At 61.5% G+C, this 19797-nt stretch carries 19 protein-coding genes and 2 pseudogenes; 11 read left to right on the top strand and 10 right to left on the bottom strand.

Translation table 11 applies throughout. The annotated features are described in order from the left end of the window. The first annotated feature begins 41 nt into the window (after positions 1-41). On the top strand, positions 42-662 hold the full coding sequence (locus tag HU724_RS17380) for a cell wall hydrolase (protein WP_186566546.1): 621 nt from the start codon (positions 42-44) through the stop codon (positions 660-662). On the opposite strand, the gene HU724_RS17375 is transcribed toward HU724_RS17380, so the two are convergent. Next, positions 659-1372: a murein L,D-transpeptidase catalytic domain family protein gene (locus HU724_RS17375; RefSeq protein ID WP_016775166.1), complete on the bottom strand. Its 714-nt coding sequence runs from the start codon at positions 1370-1372 to the stop codon at positions 659-661. The genes HU724_RS17380 and HU724_RS17375 overlap by 4 nt on opposite strands. 152 nt (positions 1373-1524) lie before the next feature. Between HU724_RS17375 and HU724_RS17370 the strand changes: the two genes are divergently transcribed. Continuing rightward, the gene (locus tag HU724_RS17370; RefSeq protein WP_186566548.1) at positions 1525-3141 is read left to right on the top strand and encodes a L,D-transpeptidase family protein; all 1617 of its coding nucleotides are present in this window, start codon (positions 1525-1527) and stop codon (positions 3139-3141) included. Positions 3142-3227: 86 nt separating this feature from the next. Here HU724_RS17370 and HU724_RS17365 read toward each other — a convergent pair whose 3' ends face one another. The 4 genes from HU724_RS17365 to HU724_RS17350 all read right to left on the bottom strand — a co-directional run bounded on the left by HU724_RS17365 (position 3228) and on the right by HU724_RS17350 (position 7369). Then, the gene (locus HU724_RS17365) at positions 3228-4070 is read right to left on the bottom strand and encodes an NAD-dependent protein deacetylase (RefSeq protein WP_186566550.1); all 843 of its coding nucleotides are present in this window, start codon (positions 4068-4070) and stop codon (positions 3228-3230) included. A 54-nt stretch (positions 4071-4124) separates the two neighbouring features. Next, entirely contained in the window at positions 4125-5171 is a 1047-nt protein-coding gene (locus HU724_RS17360; protein WP_186566552.1) for a class I SAM-dependent methyltransferase, read from the bottom strand. A 150-nt stretch (positions 5172-5321) separates the two neighbouring features. Next, positions 5322-6632, bottom strand: coding sequence for an ATP-binding protein (locus tag HU724_RS17355; RefSeq protein WP_186566554.1), 1311 nt, complete (start codon positions 6630-6632; stop codon positions 5322-5324). Then, a complete protein-coding gene (locus tag HU724_RS17350; RefSeq protein ID WP_039762337.1) occupies positions 6629-7369 on the bottom strand; it encodes a response regulator in 741 nt (246 codons plus the stop codon). Before HU724_RS17350 ends, HU724_RS17355 begins: the two co-directional genes overlap by 4 nt. A gap of 297 nt (positions 7370-7666) precedes the next feature. Here HU724_RS17350 and HU724_RS17345 point away from each other — a divergent pair, with 297 nt between their 5' ends. The 3 genes and pseudogenes from HU724_RS17345 to HU724_RS17335 all read left to right on the top strand — a co-directional run bounded on the left by HU724_RS17345 (position 7667) and on the right by HU724_RS17335 (position 9644). After that, the gene (locus HU724_RS17345; RefSeq protein WP_016775158.1) at positions 7667-7930 is read left to right on the top strand and encodes a DUF2790 domain-containing protein; all 264 of its coding nucleotides are present in this window, start codon (positions 7667-7669) and stop codon (positions 7928-7930) included. A gap of 33 nt (positions 7931-7963) precedes the next feature. After that, a pseudogene (locus HU724_RS27995) lies at positions 7964-8200 on the top strand (hypothetical protein); the annotation flags it as partial. 232 nt (positions 8201-8432) lie between these two features. Then, complete coding sequence (locus tag HU724_RS17335) at positions 8433-9644, top strand: cytochrome c biogenesis protein DipZ (RefSeq protein WP_130888744.1); 1212 nt, start codon at positions 8433-8435, stop codon at positions 9642-9644. A gap of 18 nt (positions 9645-9662) precedes the next feature. On the opposite strand, the gene HU724_RS17330 is transcribed toward HU724_RS17335, so the two are convergent. Continuing rightward, a complete protein-coding gene (locus tag HU724_RS17330) occupies positions 9663-10124 on the bottom strand; it encodes a GNAT family N-acetyltransferase (RefSeq protein ID WP_186566558.1) in 462 nt (153 codons plus the stop codon). Between the two features lie 230 nt (positions 10125-10354). On the opposite strand from HU724_RS17330, the gene HU724_RS17325 reads away from it, so the two are divergent. Beyond that, complete coding sequence (locus HU724_RS17325) at positions 10355-11167, top strand: class I SAM-dependent methyltransferase (protein ID WP_186566560.1); 813 nt, start codon at positions 10355-10357, stop codon at positions 11165-11167. A 134-nt stretch (positions 11168-11301) separates the two neighbouring features. On the opposite strand, the gene pcsA is transcribed toward HU724_RS17325, so the two are convergent. Beyond that, entirely contained in the window at positions 11302-12024 is a 723-nt protein-coding gene (gene pcsA / locus HU724_RS17320; protein WP_016775154.1) for a phosphatidylcholine synthase, read from the bottom strand. Positions 12025-12284: 260 nt separating this feature from the next. Here pcsA and HU724_RS17315 point away from each other — a divergent pair, with 260 nt between their 5' ends. After that, positions 12285-13022 (top strand): tellurite resistance TerB family protein, encoded by a 738-nt coding sequence (locus tag HU724_RS17315; RefSeq protein ID WP_186566562.1) that lies wholly within the window; start codon positions 12285-12287, stop codon positions 13020-13022. A 132-nt stretch (positions 13023-13154) separates the two neighbouring features. Continuing rightward, entirely contained in the window at positions 13155-15779 is a 2625-nt protein-coding gene (gene ligD, locus HU724_RS17310) for a DNA ligase D (protein WP_186566564.1), read from the top strand. On the opposite strand, the gene HU724_RS17305 is transcribed toward ligD, so the two are convergent. Both HU724_RS17305 and HU724_RS17300 read right to left on the bottom strand, forming a co-directional pair. After that, positions 15780-16181, bottom strand: a complete 402-nt coding sequence (locus tag HU724_RS17305) for a hypothetical protein (RefSeq protein ID WP_174823844.1) — start codon at positions 16179-16181, stop codon at positions 15780-15782. It lies immediately after the preceding gene. Between the two features lie 80 nt (positions 16182-16261). After that, a complete protein-coding gene (locus tag HU724_RS17300; protein ID WP_024013308.1) occupies positions 16262-16576 on the bottom strand; it encodes a DUF2388 domain-containing protein in 315 nt (104 codons plus the stop codon). Positions 16577-16737: 161 nt separating this feature from the next. Here HU724_RS17300 and HU724_RS17295 point away from each other — a divergent pair, with 161 nt between their 5' ends. Then, entirely contained in the window at positions 16738-17391 is a 654-nt protein-coding gene (locus tag HU724_RS17295; RefSeq protein WP_186566566.1) for a DUF2238 domain-containing protein, read from the top strand. A 4-nt stretch (positions 17392-17395) separates the two neighbouring features. Here the strand turns inward: HU724_RS17295 and sodC are convergent, their stop codons facing one another. Further along, positions 17396-17917 (bottom strand): superoxide dismutase family protein, encoded by a 522-nt coding sequence (gene sodC, locus HU724_RS17290; RefSeq protein WP_122698673.1) that lies wholly within the window; start codon positions 17915-17917, stop codon positions 17396-17398. A gap of 222 nt (positions 17918-18139) precedes the next feature. On the opposite strand from sodC, the pseudogene HU724_RS27990 reads away from it, so the two are divergent. Continuing rightward, positions 18140-18916: pseudogene (locus tag HU724_RS27990) on the top strand (MCP four helix bundle domain-containing protein); the annotation flags it as partial. Then, positions 18911-19774, top strand: a complete 864-nt coding sequence (locus tag HU724_RS27985; RefSeq protein WP_437180363.1) for a methyl-accepting chemotaxis protein — start codon at positions 18911-18913, stop codon at positions 19772-19774. The pseudogene HU724_RS27990 and the gene HU724_RS27985, both read left to right, overlap by 6 nt. The last annotated feature ends 23 nt before the right edge of the window (positions 19775-19797 follow it).

Genomic DNA, 19797 nt, shown 5'->3' with positions numbered 1-19797 from the left:
GTAACATCTTGCCCCGGGCGGGCGCTGACGGAAGAACCGACATGGGATTGAAAGGCTTGGTGGGCGGTTTGTTGTGGATCTTTTTGACCGGCGCGGCATGGGCCGGGGCGCAGGCGCCGATCGAGGCCAAGGCCGAACAGAAAGCCGAGGTGCTGGAGGAAAAAGCGGCAGATAAAGTCAGCGCCGCGCCGGCGCCGAAATCCGAAGCCATCACCCCGACCGAAGCGCAGGCGGTGGACCCGGCCGGCGCCGCGCCGCTGGACGATCCGCTGACCTGTCTGGCGCGCAGTATTTACTGGGAAGCCAAGGGCAAGGACACCCCGGAAATGGAAGCCGTCGCCAGCGTGGTGATGAATCGCCTCGGCCACGACGGCTTTCCCGACACAGTGTGCGCGGTGGTCAAGCAAGGATCGGAAAGCGGCAACTGCCAGTTTTCCTGGTGGTGCGATGGCAAGCCCGATCAGGTCAAGGAGGATTCCGAATACGCATTGGCCAAGGAAATCGCTGGCAAGGCGTTGAACCGTCAGCTCAAGGACCGCACGCGCGGCGCCCTGTATTTTCACGATCGCGGCGTGCACCCGAGCTGGGCCAAGGCCTATCGCAACACCGCGCAGACCGGCAGGTTCCTGTTCTACAAACCCGCCGGCGGCGACGCGCGTTAACTGGCGTGGGTGTTGAGAATGCTCGCCACCTGCTGCGGCTGGCAGTTCAGATACGGTGACTTTTGCAGCCAGCGCTGATCCGGATACCAGGAAAACATGAACTGGCCGTTCTTCAGGCGATCGATCACCTGTTTGGCGATCTGCGGCCGCACGGCGGGGCAACCCTGACTGCGGCCGATACGCCCCTGACGCTTGCTCCACAGCGGGTTCACGTAACTGGCGGCATGAATCACGATCGCGCGATCACGGGCCAGATCATTGAAACCGGGTTCCAGACCATCCATGCGCAGCGAATAGCCGTGAGTACCTTCGTAGCTTTCCTGAGTGCGGAACAGGCCGAGGCTGGACTGATAGCTGCCTTCGCGATTGGAAAACTGCGTGGCGAAGTTTTCCCCGGAGTTGGAACCGTGGGCAACCAGATCACGCAGCACCAGTTTCTTTTTGCTCAGGTCGAAGATCCACAGGCGGCGTTCGGTGGACGGTTGCGAATAATCGATGATCGCCAGATGCCGTGAGGGTTTCGCGCCGTTGTTGACCGCGCATTGCATGGCGTTCAATGCACCTTTGAGCGCCTGGGGATTGAGTTCCGGCGCGGCGTGGGCGAGGCTGTTGTAGAGAACCGGCGATGGCTTGCCGGCGGCAAATACTGGGCTGGTCACGGCGACAAGGGTCGCGGTGCTCAACAGAAGTCGGCGCAAAAACGTCAACATTTTATAAAGTGTCCTCAACTTGCTACATAAACGGCACTTTGGCTCCTGACTCCCAGTCAATACCCGCAGGCTCGTGGTTCGAGCCTGACTGTTCAGCGCACCTGATGTAAGGTTGACCGTCATCTGGACGGCCATGGATTGGAGTAAAGCAGTTGTTCAAAAAGTACGCATGCTACTTGAGCATTTGTTTGCTCGCAGCGCCGTTTGTCGCTTGCGCCGATGAGCCGCTGCCCCCGCTCGAAACCCTGCCGACGCCTGAAACGCAATTGCCGGTCGAGCCGCGCAGCCCGTTGCAGGCGGTTTTGATCAGCCTGGCGCAGTCGTGCCCGGCCATCGCTCCGCGTCTCAATGGCCCGGCGTTGAGCCAATTGCAGGCGTTTTATGAACAGCAGGACTGGATGCCGGTGTGGGCGAGTGAGTCGGCACGCTTGCCGGCATTGCGCGCGCAATTGCAGCTGCTGGCCGATGATGGGTTGAATCCGAATCGCTACGCCGTGGCCACTACGCCGCCGCAGGATGGCGAGTTGTGCGCCGACATCGACATCAGCCGCAACTACCTGCAGGCCTTGCAGGATCTGCATTACGGCCGTCTGTTGCAATCGCATTTCGAACCGCTGTGGCGTGTCGACGGCCCGCCGACCGATCGTCAGGCGCAACTGCTCAGTATTGCCGTGCCGGGCATGAACGATATTGCTGCGGCGTTCGACCTGGCGCGTCCGCATCTACCGCAATATCAAAGCCTGCGTCAGCTGTACGCCGCGCAACGCTTGCAAGCCCTGCCGCAATGGCAGCCGGTGGGCAACGGCCCGTTGCTGCGTCCGGCGATGGCAGACCCGCGCGTGCCGGAACTGGCCCGACGCTTGTACAGCGAAGGTTATCTGGCACACGCACTGGTGACACCTGACAACGCCTACGATGACGTGCTGGTGGAAGCCGTGAAGCACTTTCAGGCCAGCCATTCGTTGCAGGCTGACGGCGTGGTCGGGCCGGGCACCATTGCCGAGCTGAACATCAGCCCGCTGACCCGCCGCGATCAGCTGCGCGTCAATCTCGAACGTTTCCGCTGGATGGCCCAGGACATGGAGCCCAGTGGGCTGGTGGTCAACGTGGCGGCCGCTGAGCTGACGCTGTATCAGGGCGGCCAACCAGTGTGGCAGACCCGCACCCAGGTCGGCCGTGCCGAGCGCCAGACGCCGCTGCTCAAATCCCGCGTCACCCGCCTGACGCTGAACCCGACCTGGACTGTTCCGCCGACTATCTGGAAGGAAGACAAACTGCCGGAAATTCGCAAGGACCAGACCTTCCTCAGCCGCCAGAACCTGCAAGTGCTCGACGCCAACGGCCAGCCTCTGGCAGCGGCCGATATCGACTGGGACAACCCGGGCAACATCCTCCTGCGTCAGGACGCCGGCCCGCGCAATCCGCTGGGGAAAATGGTCATCCGTTTCCCCAACCCGTTTTCGGTGTACCTGCACGACACGCCGAGCAAGGCGCTGTTCGACAAAGGCCCACGGGCGTTCAGTTCCGGTTGTGTGCGCGTCGAGCACCCGCTGCAACTGCGCGATCTGCTGCTGTCCCCGGCGGAAAAAGCTCGCACCGAGACTTTGCTGGCAACCGGCACCACCCATGAATTTCGCCTGTCGGCGCCGGTGCCGATCCTGATGACCTACTGGACGGCGCAAGTCGACAGCAGCGGCCATGTTCGTTATGCGCCGGACATCTACAGCCACGACAGCGCATTGCTGGCGGGCCTGGATCGGGCGCACTAAGCAAGAGCACTTCGATCAGTTCCCTCTCCCTCGGGAGAGGGCTAGGGTGAGGGGCCGATTTCAAGTCGAACCCATTACTCAAAATCTCACCGATCCAGCTTCTCCACCAACCAAGGCAAAAGCTCCTCACACGACCCTTCAATCTTCAAATCGAGCAAATCATCCGCCCGGGTCTTGCCCAGATTGATCGCCATCAACGGCTTGCCACGCTCGGCAATCACCCGACACAAGCGAAACGCCGAATACGCCATCAACGACGATCCCACCACCAGCAACCCCTCCGCATTCTCGGCAGCGGCCAAGGCCCGCGCGGCCGTCGGTTGCGCCACGTTCTCGCCGAAAAACACCACATCCGGTTTCATCCGCTCACCTGCGCAATGCGGGCACCGGGGTACCTGAAAGCGCGCTTCAAATGCCGGGTCCAGCAAGGTATCGCCATCCGGCGCCTGCACCGCATCAACACCACTCAGGTAGGGATTGTGTGCCTCCATCTGCTGCTGGATCGCGTCGCGCTCGCTGCGCTGCCCGCAATCCAGGCACAGCACTCGATGCAGGCTGCCGTGCAGTTCGATCACATCGTGGCTGCCGGCCTGATCGTGCAGGGTGTCGACGTTCTGCGTGATCAAGTCGCTGATTCGGCCACGCTGTTGCAATGTCGCCAGCGCCTCATGCGCGGCATTCGGTCTGGCCTGACGCACGCGCGGCCAGCCGAGCATCGCTCGCGCCCAGTAGCGCCGGCGTGATTCCGGGGCGGCGAGAAATTCCTGATACATCATCGGCTGCCGCCCACGACGCACGCCGTCACTGTCGCGATAGTCCGGAATGCCCGATGGCGTGCTGATGCCGGCGCCGGTCAATATCAGGAAGTTATCGTCGGCCATGGCCTGCAACAGCGTATCGAGATGTTCGCGGATCGGGCTATCGAGCATGCTCAGCACTCCAGAATGGGCAGTGCTGGCAGGTTAGCACGCGATCCGCACGGGTTACTTGCGCGCCTCCAGAATCAGATTGAACGGCGTTTGCGTGGCGCGGCGGAACTGCTTGAACCCGGCCTCGACAAAGACTTTGCGCAGGCGCATTTCCCCGGCCTGCGCACCGAGCCCCAGGCCGACTTCCTGAGACAGCGAATTGGGTGTGCAGATAAATGTCGAGGCGGCGTAGAACAGACGCCCGACCGCGTTGAGATTGTCGTCCAGTTTGTCGTTGGCGAACGGTTCGACCAACAACACCGTGCCGTCGTCTTTCAGCGACTCATAAGCGTGGCGAGCGGCGCCGACCGGGTCGCCCATGTCGTGCAGGCAGTCGAAAAAGCAGATCAGGTCGTAGTCGCCGCCGGGATAGTTTTTCGCCGTGCCCTCGAAAAATCTGGCGCGATTGCCCACGCCACCTTCTTCGGCCCGTTGCGTGGCGACGGTGACTGACGGCGCGTGGAAGTCGAAGCCGACAAACTGCGATTTCGGAAACGCCTGGGCCATGATCACCGTCGAGGCGCCGTGGCCGCAGCCGATGTCGGCAACCTTGGCGCCGCGTTCCAGCTTGGCCACCACGCCTTCCAGGGCCGGAAGCCATTCGGCAATCAGGTGACCTTTGTAGCCGGGGCGGAAGAAGCGTTCAGTGCCGCTGAACATGCACGGATGGTGATCGCCCCAAGACAAGGCGCCATTGCCGCGCATGGCCTTGACCAGTTTGTCCTTGTCATGGAAAAACGACGCCACCACGCCGAGACCGCCAGCGACGTACACGGGGGATTCCTCCACGGCCAGCGCCAGTGCCTGTTCTTCCGGCAAGCGAAACTGACCGTCAACGTGTTCCATATAGCCCGATGCGGCATGGGCGCTGAGCCATTCGCGCACCAGGCGCGGATTGCAGGTGGTTTTGGCTGCGAGGGCTTCGGGGCTGATCGGTTGGCTGTCGGCCATTGCCCGGTACAGACCGAGTTCTTCGCCGACAATGACATTGGCCAGCATCGCCGCGCCGCCCATGTCGTTGACCAGTTTGCCCATGAATTCGTTGAGCTTCGCCTCATTCATCACGTGTGCTCCTGAAACAGGATCACCGTCCGGCGGCGTTGAGTGTCGAGGCAGGCGCCACCGGGCGGTGGTCACGGATTGGGGCAGGGCACAGCAGACGTCCTGCGGCCCCCTCGACTGGGTAATGAATGAGTCTAGTCGGTGTTTTTCTCAGCGTGGCAGCGGCAACTTCAGTTCAGCGCACAACCCGCCACCTTCACGATTGCTCAACACAAGCGAGCCACCGAGCGCCAACGCCAATTGCTGGGCGATCGCCAATCCGAGCCCGGTACCGCCGGTGTCGCGATTGCGCGAGTTTTCCACGCGATAGAACGGTTCCAGCACCTGCGCCAGTTCGGCCTCGGCGATGCCCGGGCCGCGATCAAGGACTTTCACCGACAGGCTGTTGCCCTGCGCTTCGACCTGCAATTGCGCGGCGCCGGCGAATTTCAGGGCGTTGTCGGTCAGGTTCACCAGCACCCGGCGCAGGGCTTGCGGACGGGTTTCGATTACCGCTTTGCTTTTGCCGCCGAGCTGCACGTCCTTGCCCATGTCCTGATAGTCGAAGACCAGGCTGTCAAGGAACGAGTCGAGATCGGTACGGCGGCTTTCTTCGGTGGCGCCATGAATGCTGCGGGCATACGCCACGCCTTCGCGCACCAGATGCTCGATTTCGCCCAGGTCGCTGCTCAGTTTGTCTTTCTCGACCGAGTCGTCCATGAATTCTGCGCGCAGTTTCATCCGGGTGATCGGCGTTTGCAGGTCGTGGGAAATCGCCGCGAGCAGTTGCATGCGTTCTTTCAGGTAGGCGGCGATGCGCGTTTGCATGGCGTTGAACGCCCGCGCGGCGTGGACCACTTCGGTCGGCCCTTGCTCGTCGAGTTTGATCGGGTGCGCGTTGGGGTCGAGGGTTTCCACCGCGTTGGCGAGGCGGGTGAGGGGACGGATGGCGATGCGCACGGCGAGCCAGGTGCAGAGGATCAGCAACGCCAGTTGGCCGAGCAGCACCACCGGCAACCACGGTGACAGCGGCACCATCGCCGGACGGATATCGATGGTCACCGGGCTGCCGTCGCTCAGGCGCAGGTGGCCCTGGAAGTGTTGTCTCGGACCGCCGGGAACTTCGGTAAACACGATGGGATAAGTGTCGCCGATGGCCGCTGTAATCGAGGCAATCGCGACGGACTTTTCAGCCGAGGTCACCGGCATGCCCGGTTCGCCCTCGTTGAGCAGGTAGCCGTAGTTGCGCCGGGCCAGACGCGGCAACCACGCTTCGCGTTCGGCGGCGGGCAGGCGATCGAGGATTGCCATCGAGGTCGAGACGTCGGTTTCGAGGTTGCCGAGCATGGTGCTTTTCGCGCTCTGGTAACGCTCGTAATATTGCGCGCCGAATGACAGACCCTGCGCCAGGATCAGCCCGATCAGGAAGATCAGCGACAGGCGCGAGGCGAGGGTGCGCGGCCATTGCAGCTTGAGTTTCATGCCGACGCCCCGAGCAGTTCGACCGGCAGCGAAAACACATAACCTTCACTGCGCACGGTCTTGATATAGGCCGGCTCCCGAGCATCGTCCAGCAGGCGTTGACGCAGACGACTGACCAGCAGATCGATGGAGCGATCGAACAGATCGGCCTCGCGGCCCTGGGTCAGGTTGAGCAGTTGATCGCGGCTGAGCACCCGTTGCGGATGGTCGAGGAACACCCGCAGCAGGCGGTATTCGGCGCCACTGAGGGCAACCATGGTGCCGTCGCTGTCGAGCAGGTGGCGGGCCGAGGTGTCCAGCTGCCAACGACCGAACGCCAGCAGGCGTCCGGCTTCGGTGACCACCAGATTTGGCGGCAACATGCGTGTGCGGCGCAACACGGCGTTGATCCGCGCCAGCAGCTCGCGGGCGGCGAAGGGTTTGGTCAGGTAATCGTCGGCGCCCATTTCCAGACCGATGATGCGGTCGGTTTCATCGTTGCGCGCGGTGAGCATCAGCACCGGCGTCGCCTTGTGTTTGCCCACGCGCAATTCACGGCACAGCTGCAGGCCATCGTCGCCGGGCATCATGATGTCGAGCACGATCAGGTCGACGGTGTTGGCATCAAGGAAGCTGCGCATCTGCCGGCCATCGGCGACCACTGTTGTGCGCAGGCCGTTCTTCTTCAGGTAGTTGCCTACCAGTTCACGGATCTCGCGGTCGTCGTCGACGATGAGAATGTGATCGACATGTTCCATCGGTTCAAGCCTCTGTCAAAGGGGGAATGCCGTGCAGTCTATAGCGCCGTAGACCGCACGCCTGCCTGCCTTTGTATTGCAGTGTATCTGCCGCAGCGGCGGATACACACCGACGCAAAATCACGATTTTTTCGGGGTTTTGTATCGCTCTGTATCTACACGCTGCATGGATACACAACGAGTGATTCTCGTCCTTTCCTGACACAGACGCGATACCTCGAAGGCCTCAAATAGGCTCCATCGAGGCACACACAGACCGCCTCGGCTCAAACCCACCGAAGCCTTGAGGACTACACCATGAACAACAAATCCGTATTTGCCGCCTGCCTGTTCGCCGCTCTGAACATCTGCACCCTGTCGGCCCACGCCGAAGCTGACGTCAGCCGGCAAACCTACACCTACGGCACCCATCTGGATATCCAGAAAGTGCTGTCGATGACCGAAGACACCTCGGTGACCTGCGGCATCACCGAGGCGCGCATGACCTACCTCGATTCCGCCGGCAAAACCCGCGAGCTGGATTACAGCAAATTCGCTGACGGCTGCAACAACCAGAACTGAGTCATCCCTACTTTTTCTGCAAGGAGTTTTGCCATGAACAACGTCTCGCGCTTTTTGACCGCAGCAGCCTTCGCCTTCACCGGTGCCGCCGCCCACGCCAACAGTGCTGTGGAGCAGAGCAGTTGCGCCAGCAGCACCTGCTTCCAGCTGACCACCGTGGCGAAGGAGGGCAGCGATGCCTTGATCGCCGCTGACGGATCGAGCCGCACGCCGCAGGGGCAGATGGTTGCCGCTGATGGTTCCAGCCGCACACCGCAGGGGCAGTTGGTTGCCGCTGATGGTTCCAGCCGCACACCGCAGGGGCAGATGGTTGCTGCTGATGGTTCCAGCCGTACACCGCAAGGCCAACTGGTCGCGGAAAACGGTGCCAGTCGTACGCCTCAAGGACGGTTGCTCGACGGCCAGACTGCATGAGCCACGGTGTAAATAAAGCGAGCTAGCGAGGGGACGTTTCCCTCGCTGCCCGGTTGCGTGCCCAGCCCCCACTTCAAGGTGACCCCTTATGTACCTCATCGCATTTCTCGGCGGTCTGCTGACCGTTCTCAGTCCGTGCATCCTGCCGGTGGTGCCGTTTCTGTTCGCTGGCGCCAACCGTACCCGTTCCTCGATCTTCCTGACTCTCGCCGGCATGGCGCTGACCTTTGCGCTGATCTCCAGCCTTGCCGTGGTCAGCAGCGAGTGGGTGATTCAGGCGAGCAACACCGGCCGCCACGTTGCCTTGCTGGTCATGGCGCTGTTCGCTCTGTCGCTGATCTCGGCCCGCGTCGGTGACTGGCTGACCAGGCCGTTTGTCGCGCTGGGCAATCGTCTCGATCAGGACACGCGTAAACGTGCAGGACCGATGGGCTCGATCATGCTCGGTGTCGCCACCGGCCTGTTGTGGGCGCCGTGTGCCGGGCCGATCCTTGGGGTGATTCTGACCGGCGCGATGTTGCAAGGCGCCAATGCCCAGACCAGCCTGTTGCTGCTGGCTTACGGCGTCGGCAGTGCCTTGTCGCTGGGCACGTTGATCTTCGCCGGGCGCGGTCTGGTCAATCGGCTGAAACCGTCGATCCCGTTCAGCGGCTGGTTGCGTCGCGGTGCCGGGGTTGCGGTGCTTGCTACGGTCGCGGTGATCTCGACGGGCGCCGACAAAACCCTGCTCGCCAATACGTCTTCGGAGGGCGTGGCCAGCGTCGAGAAAAACGTCCTGGAAAACGTGCCGAAAGTGGTCGACTACTTCGTCAGCAAGGTCCGCGCCGATTCGATGATGGACGAGGCCCGGGGCGCGATGCCGTCGCTGTCGGGCGCTGTGCAGTGGCTCAATTCACCAGAGCTCAGTGCCGAATCCCTGCGCGGCAAAGTGGTGCTGGTGGACTTCTGGACCTACGACTGCATCAACTGCCAGCACACCCTGCCGTACGTCAAAGACTGGGCGAAGAAATACGAGAAGGACGGCCTGATAGTGATCGGCGTGCACACCCCCGAATACGGCTACGAGCGCATCATCAACAACGTCAAGGATCAGGTGAAAAAACTCGGCATCACCTACCCGGTAGCGATCGACAACGACTATGCGATCTGGCGCAACTTCGACAATCAGTACTGGCCGGCGCATTACCTGATCGACGCCAAGGGCCAGATGCGTTACAGCCACTTCGGTGAAGGTCGTTATGCCGAGCAGGAGCAGATGATCAAGCAGTTGCTGGAGGAGGCCAAGGCACCGGCTGCCTGATCAAGACAACGCAATGGCTCAGAGGTCGCGGACCATGAGCCATTGCGTTTTGCCCCACGCTTGAAACTGCTGCAGAACCTGCCAGCCGCGTTTGCCGTAGTAGTCGTGTTTGTCCTGCGTGTGCAGATACAGGCGCGCCACCCCTCGTTTTTTCGCCTCTTCGCATATTCCTTCAATCAACCGCTCGGCCAGGCCTTGACCCCGCGCTTCGGGATCCACGAAGACACAGGCCAGCCAGGGTCCGAGATCGGATCGATCAGTGAGGTCATCGCGCGCCAGTGCCGCACCGCCGAGCAGCCGCTCACCGTCCATGGCAATCAGGCATGACCAATCGCCATTGCTTTGGCCTTCGGCAAATTCTCGCTGCCATCGAGCCAAAGGTTGATCGGCGTATTCGTAATGAAATTGTTGGTGAATCCACGCCGCATAGCGATCGCTGTACTGCATGTGTGCGGCGAGCCAATCCAGTTGCAATGACATCAGTCAGATCCGTTCCAGAGGCGAACCGGCATCAGAAACCAATCCCGCGACGCTGGCAATGCACAAGGTGTATCAGGTGCTTGACAGATTTCCGCCACTCATCGGCAAAGTGCCCGGTTTACGGGGTTGCCGGACGATTGACAGGGACGCCGGACAGCCTCGGCGCGATAGTGAGCAAGCACGGTCTGCGTCGCAGCCTGTGCTTTCTCTCTGCCACGGAGCTCGCTGTCATGAGTACCCCGATTGATCTCACTGCCCTGAAGGAACGTCAGAAAGTCGCTTGGGCCAGTGGCGACTACGCCGTGATCGGCACGACTTTGCAGATCGTCGGTGAAAGCCTCGCCGAGGCCTGCGATCTGCGCTGTGATGAACAGGTGCTGGATGTCGCCGCCGGTAACGGCAACGCCACCCTTGCAGCGGCGCGGCGCGGTTGTGTGGTGACCTCCACCGATTACGTCGCGGCACTGCTGGAGCGTGGTCAGGATCGCGCCCGGGCCGAGCATCTGGAGGTGATTTTTCAGGTGGCCGATGCCGAGGCTTTGCCTTTTCCCGATGAAAGCTACGACGCCGTGTTGTCGACGTTCGGCGTGATGTTCGCGCCTGACCAGATCACCGCTGCTGCTGAACTGGGGCGGGTCTGTCGGCGGGGCGGGCGGATCGGTATGGCGAACTGGACGCCGGAGGGCTTCGTCGGCCAGATGTTCAAGATACTCGGCCAGCATCTGCCACCGCCCGCAGTTGCTCAGCCGCCATCGAACTGGGGCTCGGATGCGTGGCTGCACAAGCATTTCGATGACCGCGATTTTGTCGTGCGCGTGACCCGCAGCCACTTCAACTTCCGCTACCGCTCGGCGGCGCATTTCATTGACATCTTTCGCCACTGGTACGGGCCGGTGCACAAGGCTTTTGCGGTGTTGTCGGCGGAGGCCGGGCAGGCGCTGGAGGATGAACTGACCGAGTTGCTCAACCGATCGAATCGCGCCGGGGAGGCGTCGCTGGTGGTGCCGAGTGAGTATCTGGAGGTGGTGATTACCAAGCGCTAGTCCAGATCGGATTTCCTGATCGATGAAGATCTCTGTGGGAGCGAGCCTGCTCGCGAAAGCGGTGTGCCAGACAACCTTGATGTTGATGGAACCACCGCATTCGCGAGCAGGCTCGCTCCCACAGGGGGATGTGCTTATTTCAAATGGCTGCGATCAAACCACTCCAGCGCCGTGCGCCAGATGCAGATCCCCAGGAAATAAGCCGACATCAACAACCACAAGCCCATCACCAGCGGATTGATCACCGGGTGATTGAGTACCAGCGACAGGCTGCACAACAGCCAGATCGCCGTCACCGCGATATTGATTGGCATGAAACGCCGCACGCGAAACGGGTGCAGGAACTTCATCCGCGTCACCGTCAGCAGCGCCAGCCCGATCACGGTGAGAAAGGTAATCCACGGCCCCGGGCCAATGATGTACAGGCACAGCGCAACCACGTTCCAGGCCGCCGGGAAGCCGACAAAATAGTTATCCTTGCTCTTCATGTTGACGTTGCAGAAGCAGAACAGCGACGACACCAGAATCACCGACACCGTCAGCAGCAGGGTGTAATCAGGCAAGGGAATGTAGCGGTAGATAAACAGTGCCGGGATAAATACATAAGTCAGGTAATCGATGACCAGATCAAGGATCGAACCGTCGAAACTCGGCAGCACCGATTGCACATTGACCTTGCGCGCCAGCGCGCCATCGAGGCCGTCAACGATCAGCGCCACGCCGAGCCACATCAGGCAATGAATCGGCTGGTTTTCCAGCAGGGCGAGGGTGGCGAGGAAGGCGGTGACCACGCCGGTCGCGGTAAAACCATGGGCGCCCCATGCTTTGAGCCTGGCGATGTGTACGGTGGATATCACGGGGGCGTTCTCCAGAAAGTGAAGCAAGCCGGGTATCGCCCATCGTCAGAAAGGGCGTCGGCAAACCGGGTCGGGTTGCAGCTATCGACCGGTTTGGCCGGGATAAGGTTCACCACCCATGAATCTTAGCTGGCTCGCGGAAAATTTCTCGGGTGCGATTTCATCGGTTACCCGGCGTCAGCCCAACGGTGCTGGCGCTATGGCTGCGTCGGTCTATCGTTGCCAGACGCAATCAGGCCGGGGCCTCGGAGGATAACGTCATGAACACCAGCGATTTGCTTGAACAACTGCTGCGAGGCCAGGCCTCGGCGGGACAACAACGCGGGGCTTCGGCCAGTGACGGTCTGGGCGGATTGCTTGGTGGCCTGTTGGGCGGCGGCAGTCAGACCGGAGCGGGCGGCGCGGCTGCTTCGGGTGGCCTCGGCGGCCTGGGTGGTTTACTTGGTGGCCTGCTCGGCGGTGGCGGCTTGGGAAGCGCCCTCGGTGGCGGCAGCCGAAGCCGTACCGGCGGGACCAATTACGCCGCACTCGCGTCGCTGGGCATGATGGCCTACCAGGCGTATCAAGCCTGGCAACGCAGCCAGGCCAGCAAGGCGCCGCAAGATCTGCCACAAACCGCCGACCTGCTCGCCGGCCCGCAAATCGAAACCCACAGCCACGCGGTGCTGCGCGCCCTGATCGCCGCCGCCAAGGCTGACGGCCGCATCGATGAAGCGGAAAAACACCTCATCAGCAGCGAAATCGGCAAACGCACCGCCGACCCGCAGTTGCAACAATGGCTCGACGCCGAAGTCGCCAAGCCGCTGGATGCCCGCGAAGTGGCGCAATCCGCTGACGGCGATCCTGCCGTAGCCGCCGAAATGTACCTGGCCAGCGTCATGCTGGTGGACGACCAACAGGACGCCGAACGCAGCTATCTCGATGAGCTGGCCGCAGCCTTGAACATCGATCCCGACTTGCAGGTGCATCTGGAACAGCAGGCAAGAGCGCAAGCCTGACCCGCTGTAAAAATCCCTGACACTGCCAGCCCCGGCCGCTCCATCCGTCCGGGGCTTTTTTACCTCGATTGAATTTTTCCGCCGCCGTGTCGCTCTTCTGCATAACAGAACCCGTCTGCCATCGGTGTGCTCATGAACAGGAACCTCGACGATTACAACCGCATGCGTGATTTTTCCGCGACGTCGGAACCGGCCGCAGTCAAGCGCTCGGGCCGTAAGTCGGCCAAGGATCATGCGTTGCAGTTCTGCATCCAGAAGCACGACGCTTCGCACCTGCATTACGACTTTCGCCTCGAACTCGACGGCGCTTTGAAGAGCTGGGCGGTGCCGAAGGGGCCGTCGCTAGACCCGTCGGTCAAGCGTCTGGCGATTCATGTCGAGGATCATCCGCTCGATTACGCGACGTTCGAAGGCAGCATTCCCGAGGGGCATTACGGCGCCGGTGATGTGATCGTCTGGGACCGCGGCGTGTGGATTCCGCTGGAGGATCCGCACAAGGCCTATGCCAAGGGCCGACTGAAGTTCGAGCTGCAGGGCGAGAAGCTCGGCGGCGTGTGGAATCTGGTGCGCACGCACATGCCGGGCAAGAAAGAACAATGGTTCCTGATCAAGCATCAGGACAACGCCGCGCGACCGCAGGATGATTTCGATGTGCTGGTTGCCGAGCCCGACAGCGTGCTCAGCGAGCGCACGATTGTCGGCAAATCGGCGACTGCTGCCGATAAAGCCAAACCGGTAAAAAAGGCCCCGGCCAAGCCGCGCAAGCAGGCGTCCGGGCAGCTTACCGGCGCGCGCAAGGCCAAGCTCCCAGCGCTGATCAAGCCGGAACTGGCGACGCTGGTCGACAGCGCACCCGAAGGGCAGTGGAGCTACGAGATCAAGTTCGACGGCTACCGGATCATGGCGCGGATCGATCACGATGAGGTGCAGCTATTCACCCGCAATGGTCACGACTGGACGCACAAGCTGCCGCAGCAGGCCAAGGCACTGGCGGCGTTGGGTCTGGAATCGGCATGGCTCGACGGCGAAATGGTCGTGGCCAATGAGCAAGGCGTGCCGGACTTTCAGGCGTTGCAGAATGCCTTCGATGCCGGGCGCAGCGGCAACATTGTTTATTACTTGTTTGACGTGCCGTATCTGAATGGCGTCGACCTGCGCGATGTGCCGGTGGAAGAACGCCGCGCTGCGCTGAGCACCATCCTCGGTGCGCAGAAAGAATCCTCAACGCTGCGCTTCTCCGAAGCCTTCGAAGAAACCCCGGACGCGCTGCTCAACAGCGCTTGCCAGATGCAGATGGAAGGCCTGATCGGCAAACGCCTCGGCTCGCCTTACGTGTCGCGGCGCAGCGGCGACTGGATCAAGCTCAAATGCAAGCATCGCCAGGAATTCGTCATCGTCGGCTACACCGATCCGAAAGGTGCGCGCAGTGCCTTCGGTGCGTTGCTGCTCGGCCTGCACGACCGTGACAGCGGCGAGTTGCGCTATGCCGGCAAGGTCGGCACCGGTTTCAACGAAACCACATTGAAAAGCATCCTCGCCCAACTCAAGCCGTTGCAGACCAAAAGCGCCGCAGTGGTCAATCCGCCCAGCGGTTTCGAGGCCAAAGGCGTGCACTGGCTCAAGCCGAAATTGCTGGCGGAGGTGGCGTTCGCCGAGATGACCAAGGACGGCTCGGTGCGCCACGCCGTATTCCATGGTTTGCGCGATGACAAACCGGCCAAGGACATTACCGAGGAGCGAGCGAAGCCTGTGAAAGCTGCCAAGTCCGAAAAGACCGAAAAAAACGAAAAAACCAAAACCGCCGACAAGCAGCCGGCAAAGAAAACCGCCGCCAGCAAAAAGGCCGAGACCGCACCGTCGCAATCAGGACTGGCCGGCGGCAAAGTACGCATCACCCATCCGGATCGGGTGATTGACGCGGTCAGTGGCACTACCAAAATGCAACTGGCGCAGTACTACGCCAGTGTCGCCGAATACATCCTGCCGCAACTCAAGGATCGCCCCGTGGCGCTGGTGCGTGCACCGGACGGCATCGCCGGCGAATTGTTCTTCCAAAAGAACGCCGAACGCCTGGCCATTCCCGGTATCACTGCTCTGGACAAGGACGTCACCGGCCAGCCAGTGATGATGATCAACAATCCCGAAGCGCTGGTCGGCGCGGTGCAGATGAGCACCGTCGAACTGCACACCTGGAACGCTACAAAGGTGGATCTGGACAAGCCCGATCGCTTCGTCCTCGACCTCGACCCGGATCCGGCGCTGCCATGGAAAAGCATGGTTGAAGCCACCGCGCTGACCCTCACCGTGCTCGATGAGTTGGGCCTCAAAGCCTTCCTGAAAACCAGCGGCGGCAAAGGCATTCACTTGGTGGTGCCGTTGACGCGCAAGCATGGCTGGGACGAAGTGAAGGACTTCAGCCACGCCATCGTCAGCCATATGGCCAAGTTGCTGCCGGATCGTATTTCAGCGGTGTCCGGGCCGAAAAACCGCGTCGGGCGGATCTTCATCGATTACCTGCGCAACGGCCTCGGCGCCACCACCATTTGCGCCTACGCCGCACGGGCGCGGGAAGGCATGCCGGTGTCGGTGCCGCTGTACCGAGAGGAAGTCGCTGAAATCAAGGGCGGTAATCACTGGAACATCTACAACGTTCACGAGCGTCTGACCGAAGTCGGTGATGAGCCTTGGGCGGACATGAAGAAAACCCGCCAGACCATCACCGCCGAGATGCGCAAACGCGTCGGCATGAAAAAGTGATCAGGTGTCGCGCAGCAAGTCGTGGGCGTTGAGCAGTTCGAAGGCGATTTGCGGGTGGTTTTCCAAGCCCTTGCGAATCGCCGCCGGAATTGCCGCGCGAGTCTTGCGACACAGGCCTGGCAGCTCGTCGATCTGAATGGCGATACCGCGCATGGTGCGCACTTCGTTGAAACCGGGGGCGACGTCGACACGGATGCCGAGTTGCTCGTACATACGCTGTTGCAGGCGTTTGAGGTCGGCGAGGTCTTTGAGTTGTTCCAGGCGCGCCAGAAGAATTTTTTCCTCAGCGCGAGTCAAGCGCAGGATGCGCACATCCGCGCCGGGCGTTTCCAGCAACGGATCGCGCCCGCAGATGCAGGCGCCGGGAGGGCAGGGTGAGCGCAAGGGCACGGTGGTCGTCATGGCCTCCATCATAGAGGCCGTCGGACATGTTTGCCTATGCGCACTCAGCGGCCGTCCATCGGCCGCTGCTTCCCTCGTGACTACTGCTGCACGCCTTCGTAGTGCACCAGAATGGCGTTGGCCAGGTCTTCATCGCTGGCGTTCAAGCCAGGGTTGGCCTGACGCACCTGTTGCAGTACCGACTCGAGATAAACCCCACGAATGGCCCCGCCGCTGGCGACAAATGCAGACACGTCGTCACGGGCCGGAATCACCATTTTGTCATCCTTGAAGGTCGAGTACAGCGACGCAGACACACCCGCCGAGGTGGCGACATCACCCGCGTCAACGCGGGCCAGCGCCGAACCGACCGGCAGGCAAAGCATAAGAGAAGAAATCAGAACTAACTTGCGCATGACGTGTTCCTCCACAAGCGCTAAGCAAAAAGGGAAGGGACTACATAACCTCAGAGGTGAACGGCGCGCGGGAGTTCCGTAGGCCGCAAAAACGTAGCGGCGAGGAACCGGGCAAAACCGGCAAGGGTCTACCGCTTGCCTGTATTGCCGAGAATCGACCCATGCTCGTCAGAGTCAGCGATAACGTTGCCCAACCGGCAGATGTGCGAATCGAAGCGCTTTTGCTCGCTGGATTTGTCTGCCTGACCATCGCGCTCGGCCTGTTCCCGCGCAGCCGCGTCGACTGGCTATTGGAAAATGTCCTGGCGTTGGCGTTGGTGTTGACCCTGTTGCTGGCGCATCGGCGTTTTCGCCTGTCGACGCTGTCGCTGGGGATGATTTTCGCCTTCCTGTGCATCCATGAAGTCGGCGCGCATTACACCTATTCGCGGGTGCCCTACGATCAGTGGGGCACGCTGTTAACCGGGGTCAGCGTCAACAAAGTTCTTGGCTTGGAACGCAATCACTATGATCGGCTGGTGCACCTTAGCTATGGATTGCTGCTGGTCTGGCCGATTCGCGAAGTGCTGCTGCGCCTGACGCCGTTGCGTGGCGCCTGGCTGGCGCTGTTGACCCTGAATGTAGTGCTGGCGACGTCGGCGTTGTACGAATTGATCGAATGGGTCGGCGGCGCTTACCTGGGCGACGACACTGGCCAGGCCTTCGTCGGTGCGCAGAATGATCCGTGGGATTCGCAGAAGGACATGGCCCTGGCGCTGTTCGGCGCCGGGCTGTCCTTGCTGGTGTTGACGCGCTGGCGTCGAGCGCCGCGCTGAGGGATCAGATCACCCCGCAAGCCATGCGATCACCCCCACCGCCCAGAGGCTTGGGCATGTCGGAATGGTTGTCGCCGCCGGCGTGAATCATCAGGGCGTGGCCCTTGATCTCGGAAATCTTCTTCAGGCGCGGCGCCAGCACCGGGTAGTTGGCGACACCATCAGCCATCACATACACCGCCGGCAGATCGCCCAGATGCCCATCGGCGTAAGGGCCAAGGTGCTTGCCGGTTTTCGCCGGATCGAAATGCCCGCCAGCGGCCAGCGCTGCGCCTTTGACGCCATCCTTGGTGCCCGCTTCGCAGCTGCCGTTTTCATGAACATGGAAGCCGTGGATGCCGGCCGGCAACGATTTCAGGTCGGGGGTGAACAGCAGGCCGTACGGCGTCTCGCTGACTGTTACCGAGCCGATCGCCTGCGGCGCGCCGTCGGCGCTGACCAGGTTGATCGCGACTTTCTCCGTTGCCGCTTGTGCGGTGCCGATTGCCAGGGTGCCGAGCAGACCAAACCACAGTGCGCGTTTCATAAGCGTTTCCTTCAGCTGCATGAATGTTCGAAGCGCTGGATTGATAGCCTACCGGGGTTAACCGGCGATGAAGGCATTATCCAGCGGCGCTGCAATGTGTGACCGGGTTCGCGTTTGAAAAGTTTTGCCGGATTCAAGTCGCCGCTGACATCAGCCGATACGCTCTGTGTCGGCAGTTCCCTGTACATAGGCTTAACTGAAATCCGACAAGCGCAATCCAGCGTGCCCACGGGAGATTCCACGGTGTCGATCAAACTGCGTTTGGTGTTGCTGATTGCGACCAGCCTGCTGACGGCGCTGATCGTGAGTCTGGTCAGTTACGTCGGCAATCTGCGGATGGCCACGGCGGTCGGCGATAACACGGTGAGCATGAGCGCGCTGCGCAATCACATGGAAGCGGACATGATGCACGACGCCCTGCGTGCCGATGTCTATTCGGCGATGCTGGTCGGCCTGGGCAAAAGCACCGCCACCGCCACCGAGGTGCGCGATTCGCTCACCGAGCACGCCGGGCATTTTCGTGAAGTGCTGGATGACAACCTGAAATTGCCGATCAATCCGGAATTGCGCACGGCGCTGGAGCAGATCAAGCCGAGCCTCGATACCTACATCAAATCCGCCGAGCAGATCGTCGGCGTGGCGCTGGACAATCCGGATGCCGCCCAACAACAGCTCGGCACGTTCAATAGCGCCTTTACTCAGCTCGAAGAGCAGATGGGCGCGCTCAGCGAACTGATCGAAAACAACACCCTGCACACCAGCGAAGGCACCGAAGCGGCCATCCGCCACGCCAATCTTGCGCTGGCAGTGGTGCTGGCCGTCAGTCTGTTGCTGCTGCTGATTCAGGGGCGCTGGGTGATCCTGAGTATCATGGGGCCGCTCAAATCCGCCAGCCGCATCGCCGAAAGCATTGCCCATGGCAATCTCAGCGAACCGATTGTCGAGCCCGCCGGCAAGGACGAAGCCAGCGTTTTGATCCGCACGTTGGCGACCATGCAGCGTGATCTGCGCAATATGATTGACGTGGTCCGGCGCAACGCTCACGGCGTCAGTGGCATGAGCGAGCAGCTCAGCCACGGCTGCCATCAGGTCGCCGACAGCAGCCAGCAGCAAAGCGTCGCCGCCGGGACCATGGCCGCTGCCGCCAGCCAGATGACCGCCAGTATCGAAGAAATCACCCGCCACGCCGAACGTGCCCTGAGCATGGCCAATCAGGCCGAAAACCTGGCCAAGGAGGGTGGCGGGGTGATTCATCAAGTGGTCAGCGACATGGACGACATCGCCCGCTCGGCACAGCAGTCGGCGCAGGTGATCCGCACGCTGGATCAGGAATCCGAGGCGATCTTCAACATCATTCAAGTGATCAAGAGCATCGCTGACCAGACCAACCTGCTGGCCCTCAACGCTGCGATCGAGGCGGCGCGGGCAGGTGAGCAGGGCCGTGGCTTTGCCGTGGTCGCCGATGAAGTGCGCAGCCTGGCCGCACGCACCAGCGCCTCGACCCAGGAAATCGCCGCCATGGTCGCGCGCATCCAGAGCAGCACGCGCGAGGCGGTCAGCAGCATGGAGGCCGGTGTGGCGCAGGTCGACAAGGGCATGGCGGTGACGGCGGAAGTCGAGCGGGCGATTCGCGAAATCCTCGACGCCACGCTGAACACCACGCAACTGGTCAATGACATCACTCGCACGATTGGCGAACAGAGCCAGGCCAGTAACGAGATCGCCCATCAGGTGGAAATGATTGCGGGGATGAGCGAGGACAATAGCCGGGTGATCGGGCAGACGGCGACGACTACCGATGAATTATCGAATCTGGCGGGGCAGTTGGCGCAGTCGGTGGATCGGTTTCGGTTGTGATGTTGGGGGAGACCAGCAGGTTT

The organism is Pseudomonas iranensis (genome assembly GCF_014268585.2).
Lineage (GTDB): Bacteria > Pseudomonadota > Gammaproteobacteria > Pseudomonadales > Pseudomonadaceae > Aquipseudomonas > Aquipseudomonas iranensis.
The sequence above is the reverse complement of the archived record's forward strand: the minus strand, read 5'-3'. Positions and strand labels throughout refer to the sequence as shown.

Bases quoted from the DNA above. Each gene is read 5' to 3' on its own strand.
- HU724_RS17380 (WP_186566546.1), top strand. From the start codon at position 42: ATGGGATTGAAAGGCTTGGTGGGCGGTTTGTTGTGGATCTTTTTGACC.
- HU724_RS17375 (WP_016775166.1), bottom strand. From the start codon at position 1,372: ATGTTGACGTTTTTGCGCCGACTTCTGTTGAGCACCGCGACCCTTGTC.
- HU724_RS17365 (WP_186566550.1), bottom strand. From the start codon at position 4,070: ATGCTCGATAGCCCGATCCGCGAACATCTCGATACGCTGTTGCAGGCC.
- HU724_RS17360 (WP_186566552.1), bottom strand. From the start codon at position 5,171: ATGAATGAGGCGAAGCTCAACGAATTCATGGGCAAACTGGTCAACGAC.
- HU724_RS17355 (WP_186566554.1), bottom strand. From the start codon at position 6,632: ATGAAACTCAAGCTGCAATGGCCGCGCACCCTCGCCTCGCGCCTGTCG.
- HU724_RS17350 (WP_039762337.1), bottom strand. From the start codon at position 7,369: ATGGAACATGTCGATCACATTCTCATCGTCGACGACGACCGCGAGATC.
- HU724_RS17345 (WP_016775158.1), top strand. From the start codon at position 7,667: ATGAACAACAAATCCGTATTTGCCGCCTGCCTGTTCGCCGCTCTGAAC.
- HU724_RS17335 (WP_130888744.1), top strand. From the start codon at position 8,433: ATGTACCTCATCGCATTTCTCGGCGGTCTGCTGACCGTTCTCAGTCCG.
- HU724_RS17330 (WP_186566558.1), bottom strand. From the start codon at position 10,124: ATGTCATTGCAACTGGATTGGCTCGCCGCACACATGCAGTACAGCGAT.
- HU724_RS17325 (WP_186566560.1), top strand. From the start codon at position 10,355: ATGAGTACCCCGATTGATCTCACTGCCCTGAAGGAACGTCAGAAAGTC.
- HU724_RS17315 (WP_186566562.1), top strand. From the start codon at position 12,285: ATGAACACCAGCGATTTGCTTGAACAACTGCTGCGAGGCCAGGCCTCG.
- ligD (WP_186566564.1), top strand. From the start codon at position 13,155: ATGAACAGGAACCTCGACGATTACAACCGCATGCGTGATTTTTCCGCG.
- HU724_RS17305 (WP_174823844.1), bottom strand. From the start codon at position 16,181: ATGACGACCACCGTGCCCTTGCGCTCACCCTGCCCTCCCGGCGCCTGC.
- HU724_RS17300 (WP_024013308.1), bottom strand. From the start codon at position 16,576: ATGCGCAAGTTAGTTCTGATTTCTTCTCTTATGCTTTGCCTGCCGGTC.
- HU724_RS17295 (WP_186566566.1), top strand. From the start codon at position 16,738: ATGCTCGTCAGAGTCAGCGATAACGTTGCCCAACCGGCAGATGTGCGA.
- sodC (WP_122698673.1), bottom strand. From the start codon at position 17,917: ATGAAACGCGCACTGTGGTTTGGTCTGCTCGGCACCCTGGCAATCGGC.
- HU724_RS27985 (WP_437180363.1), top strand. From the start codon at position 18,911: ATGCAGCGTGATCTGCGCAATATGATTGACGTGGTCCGGCGCAACGCT.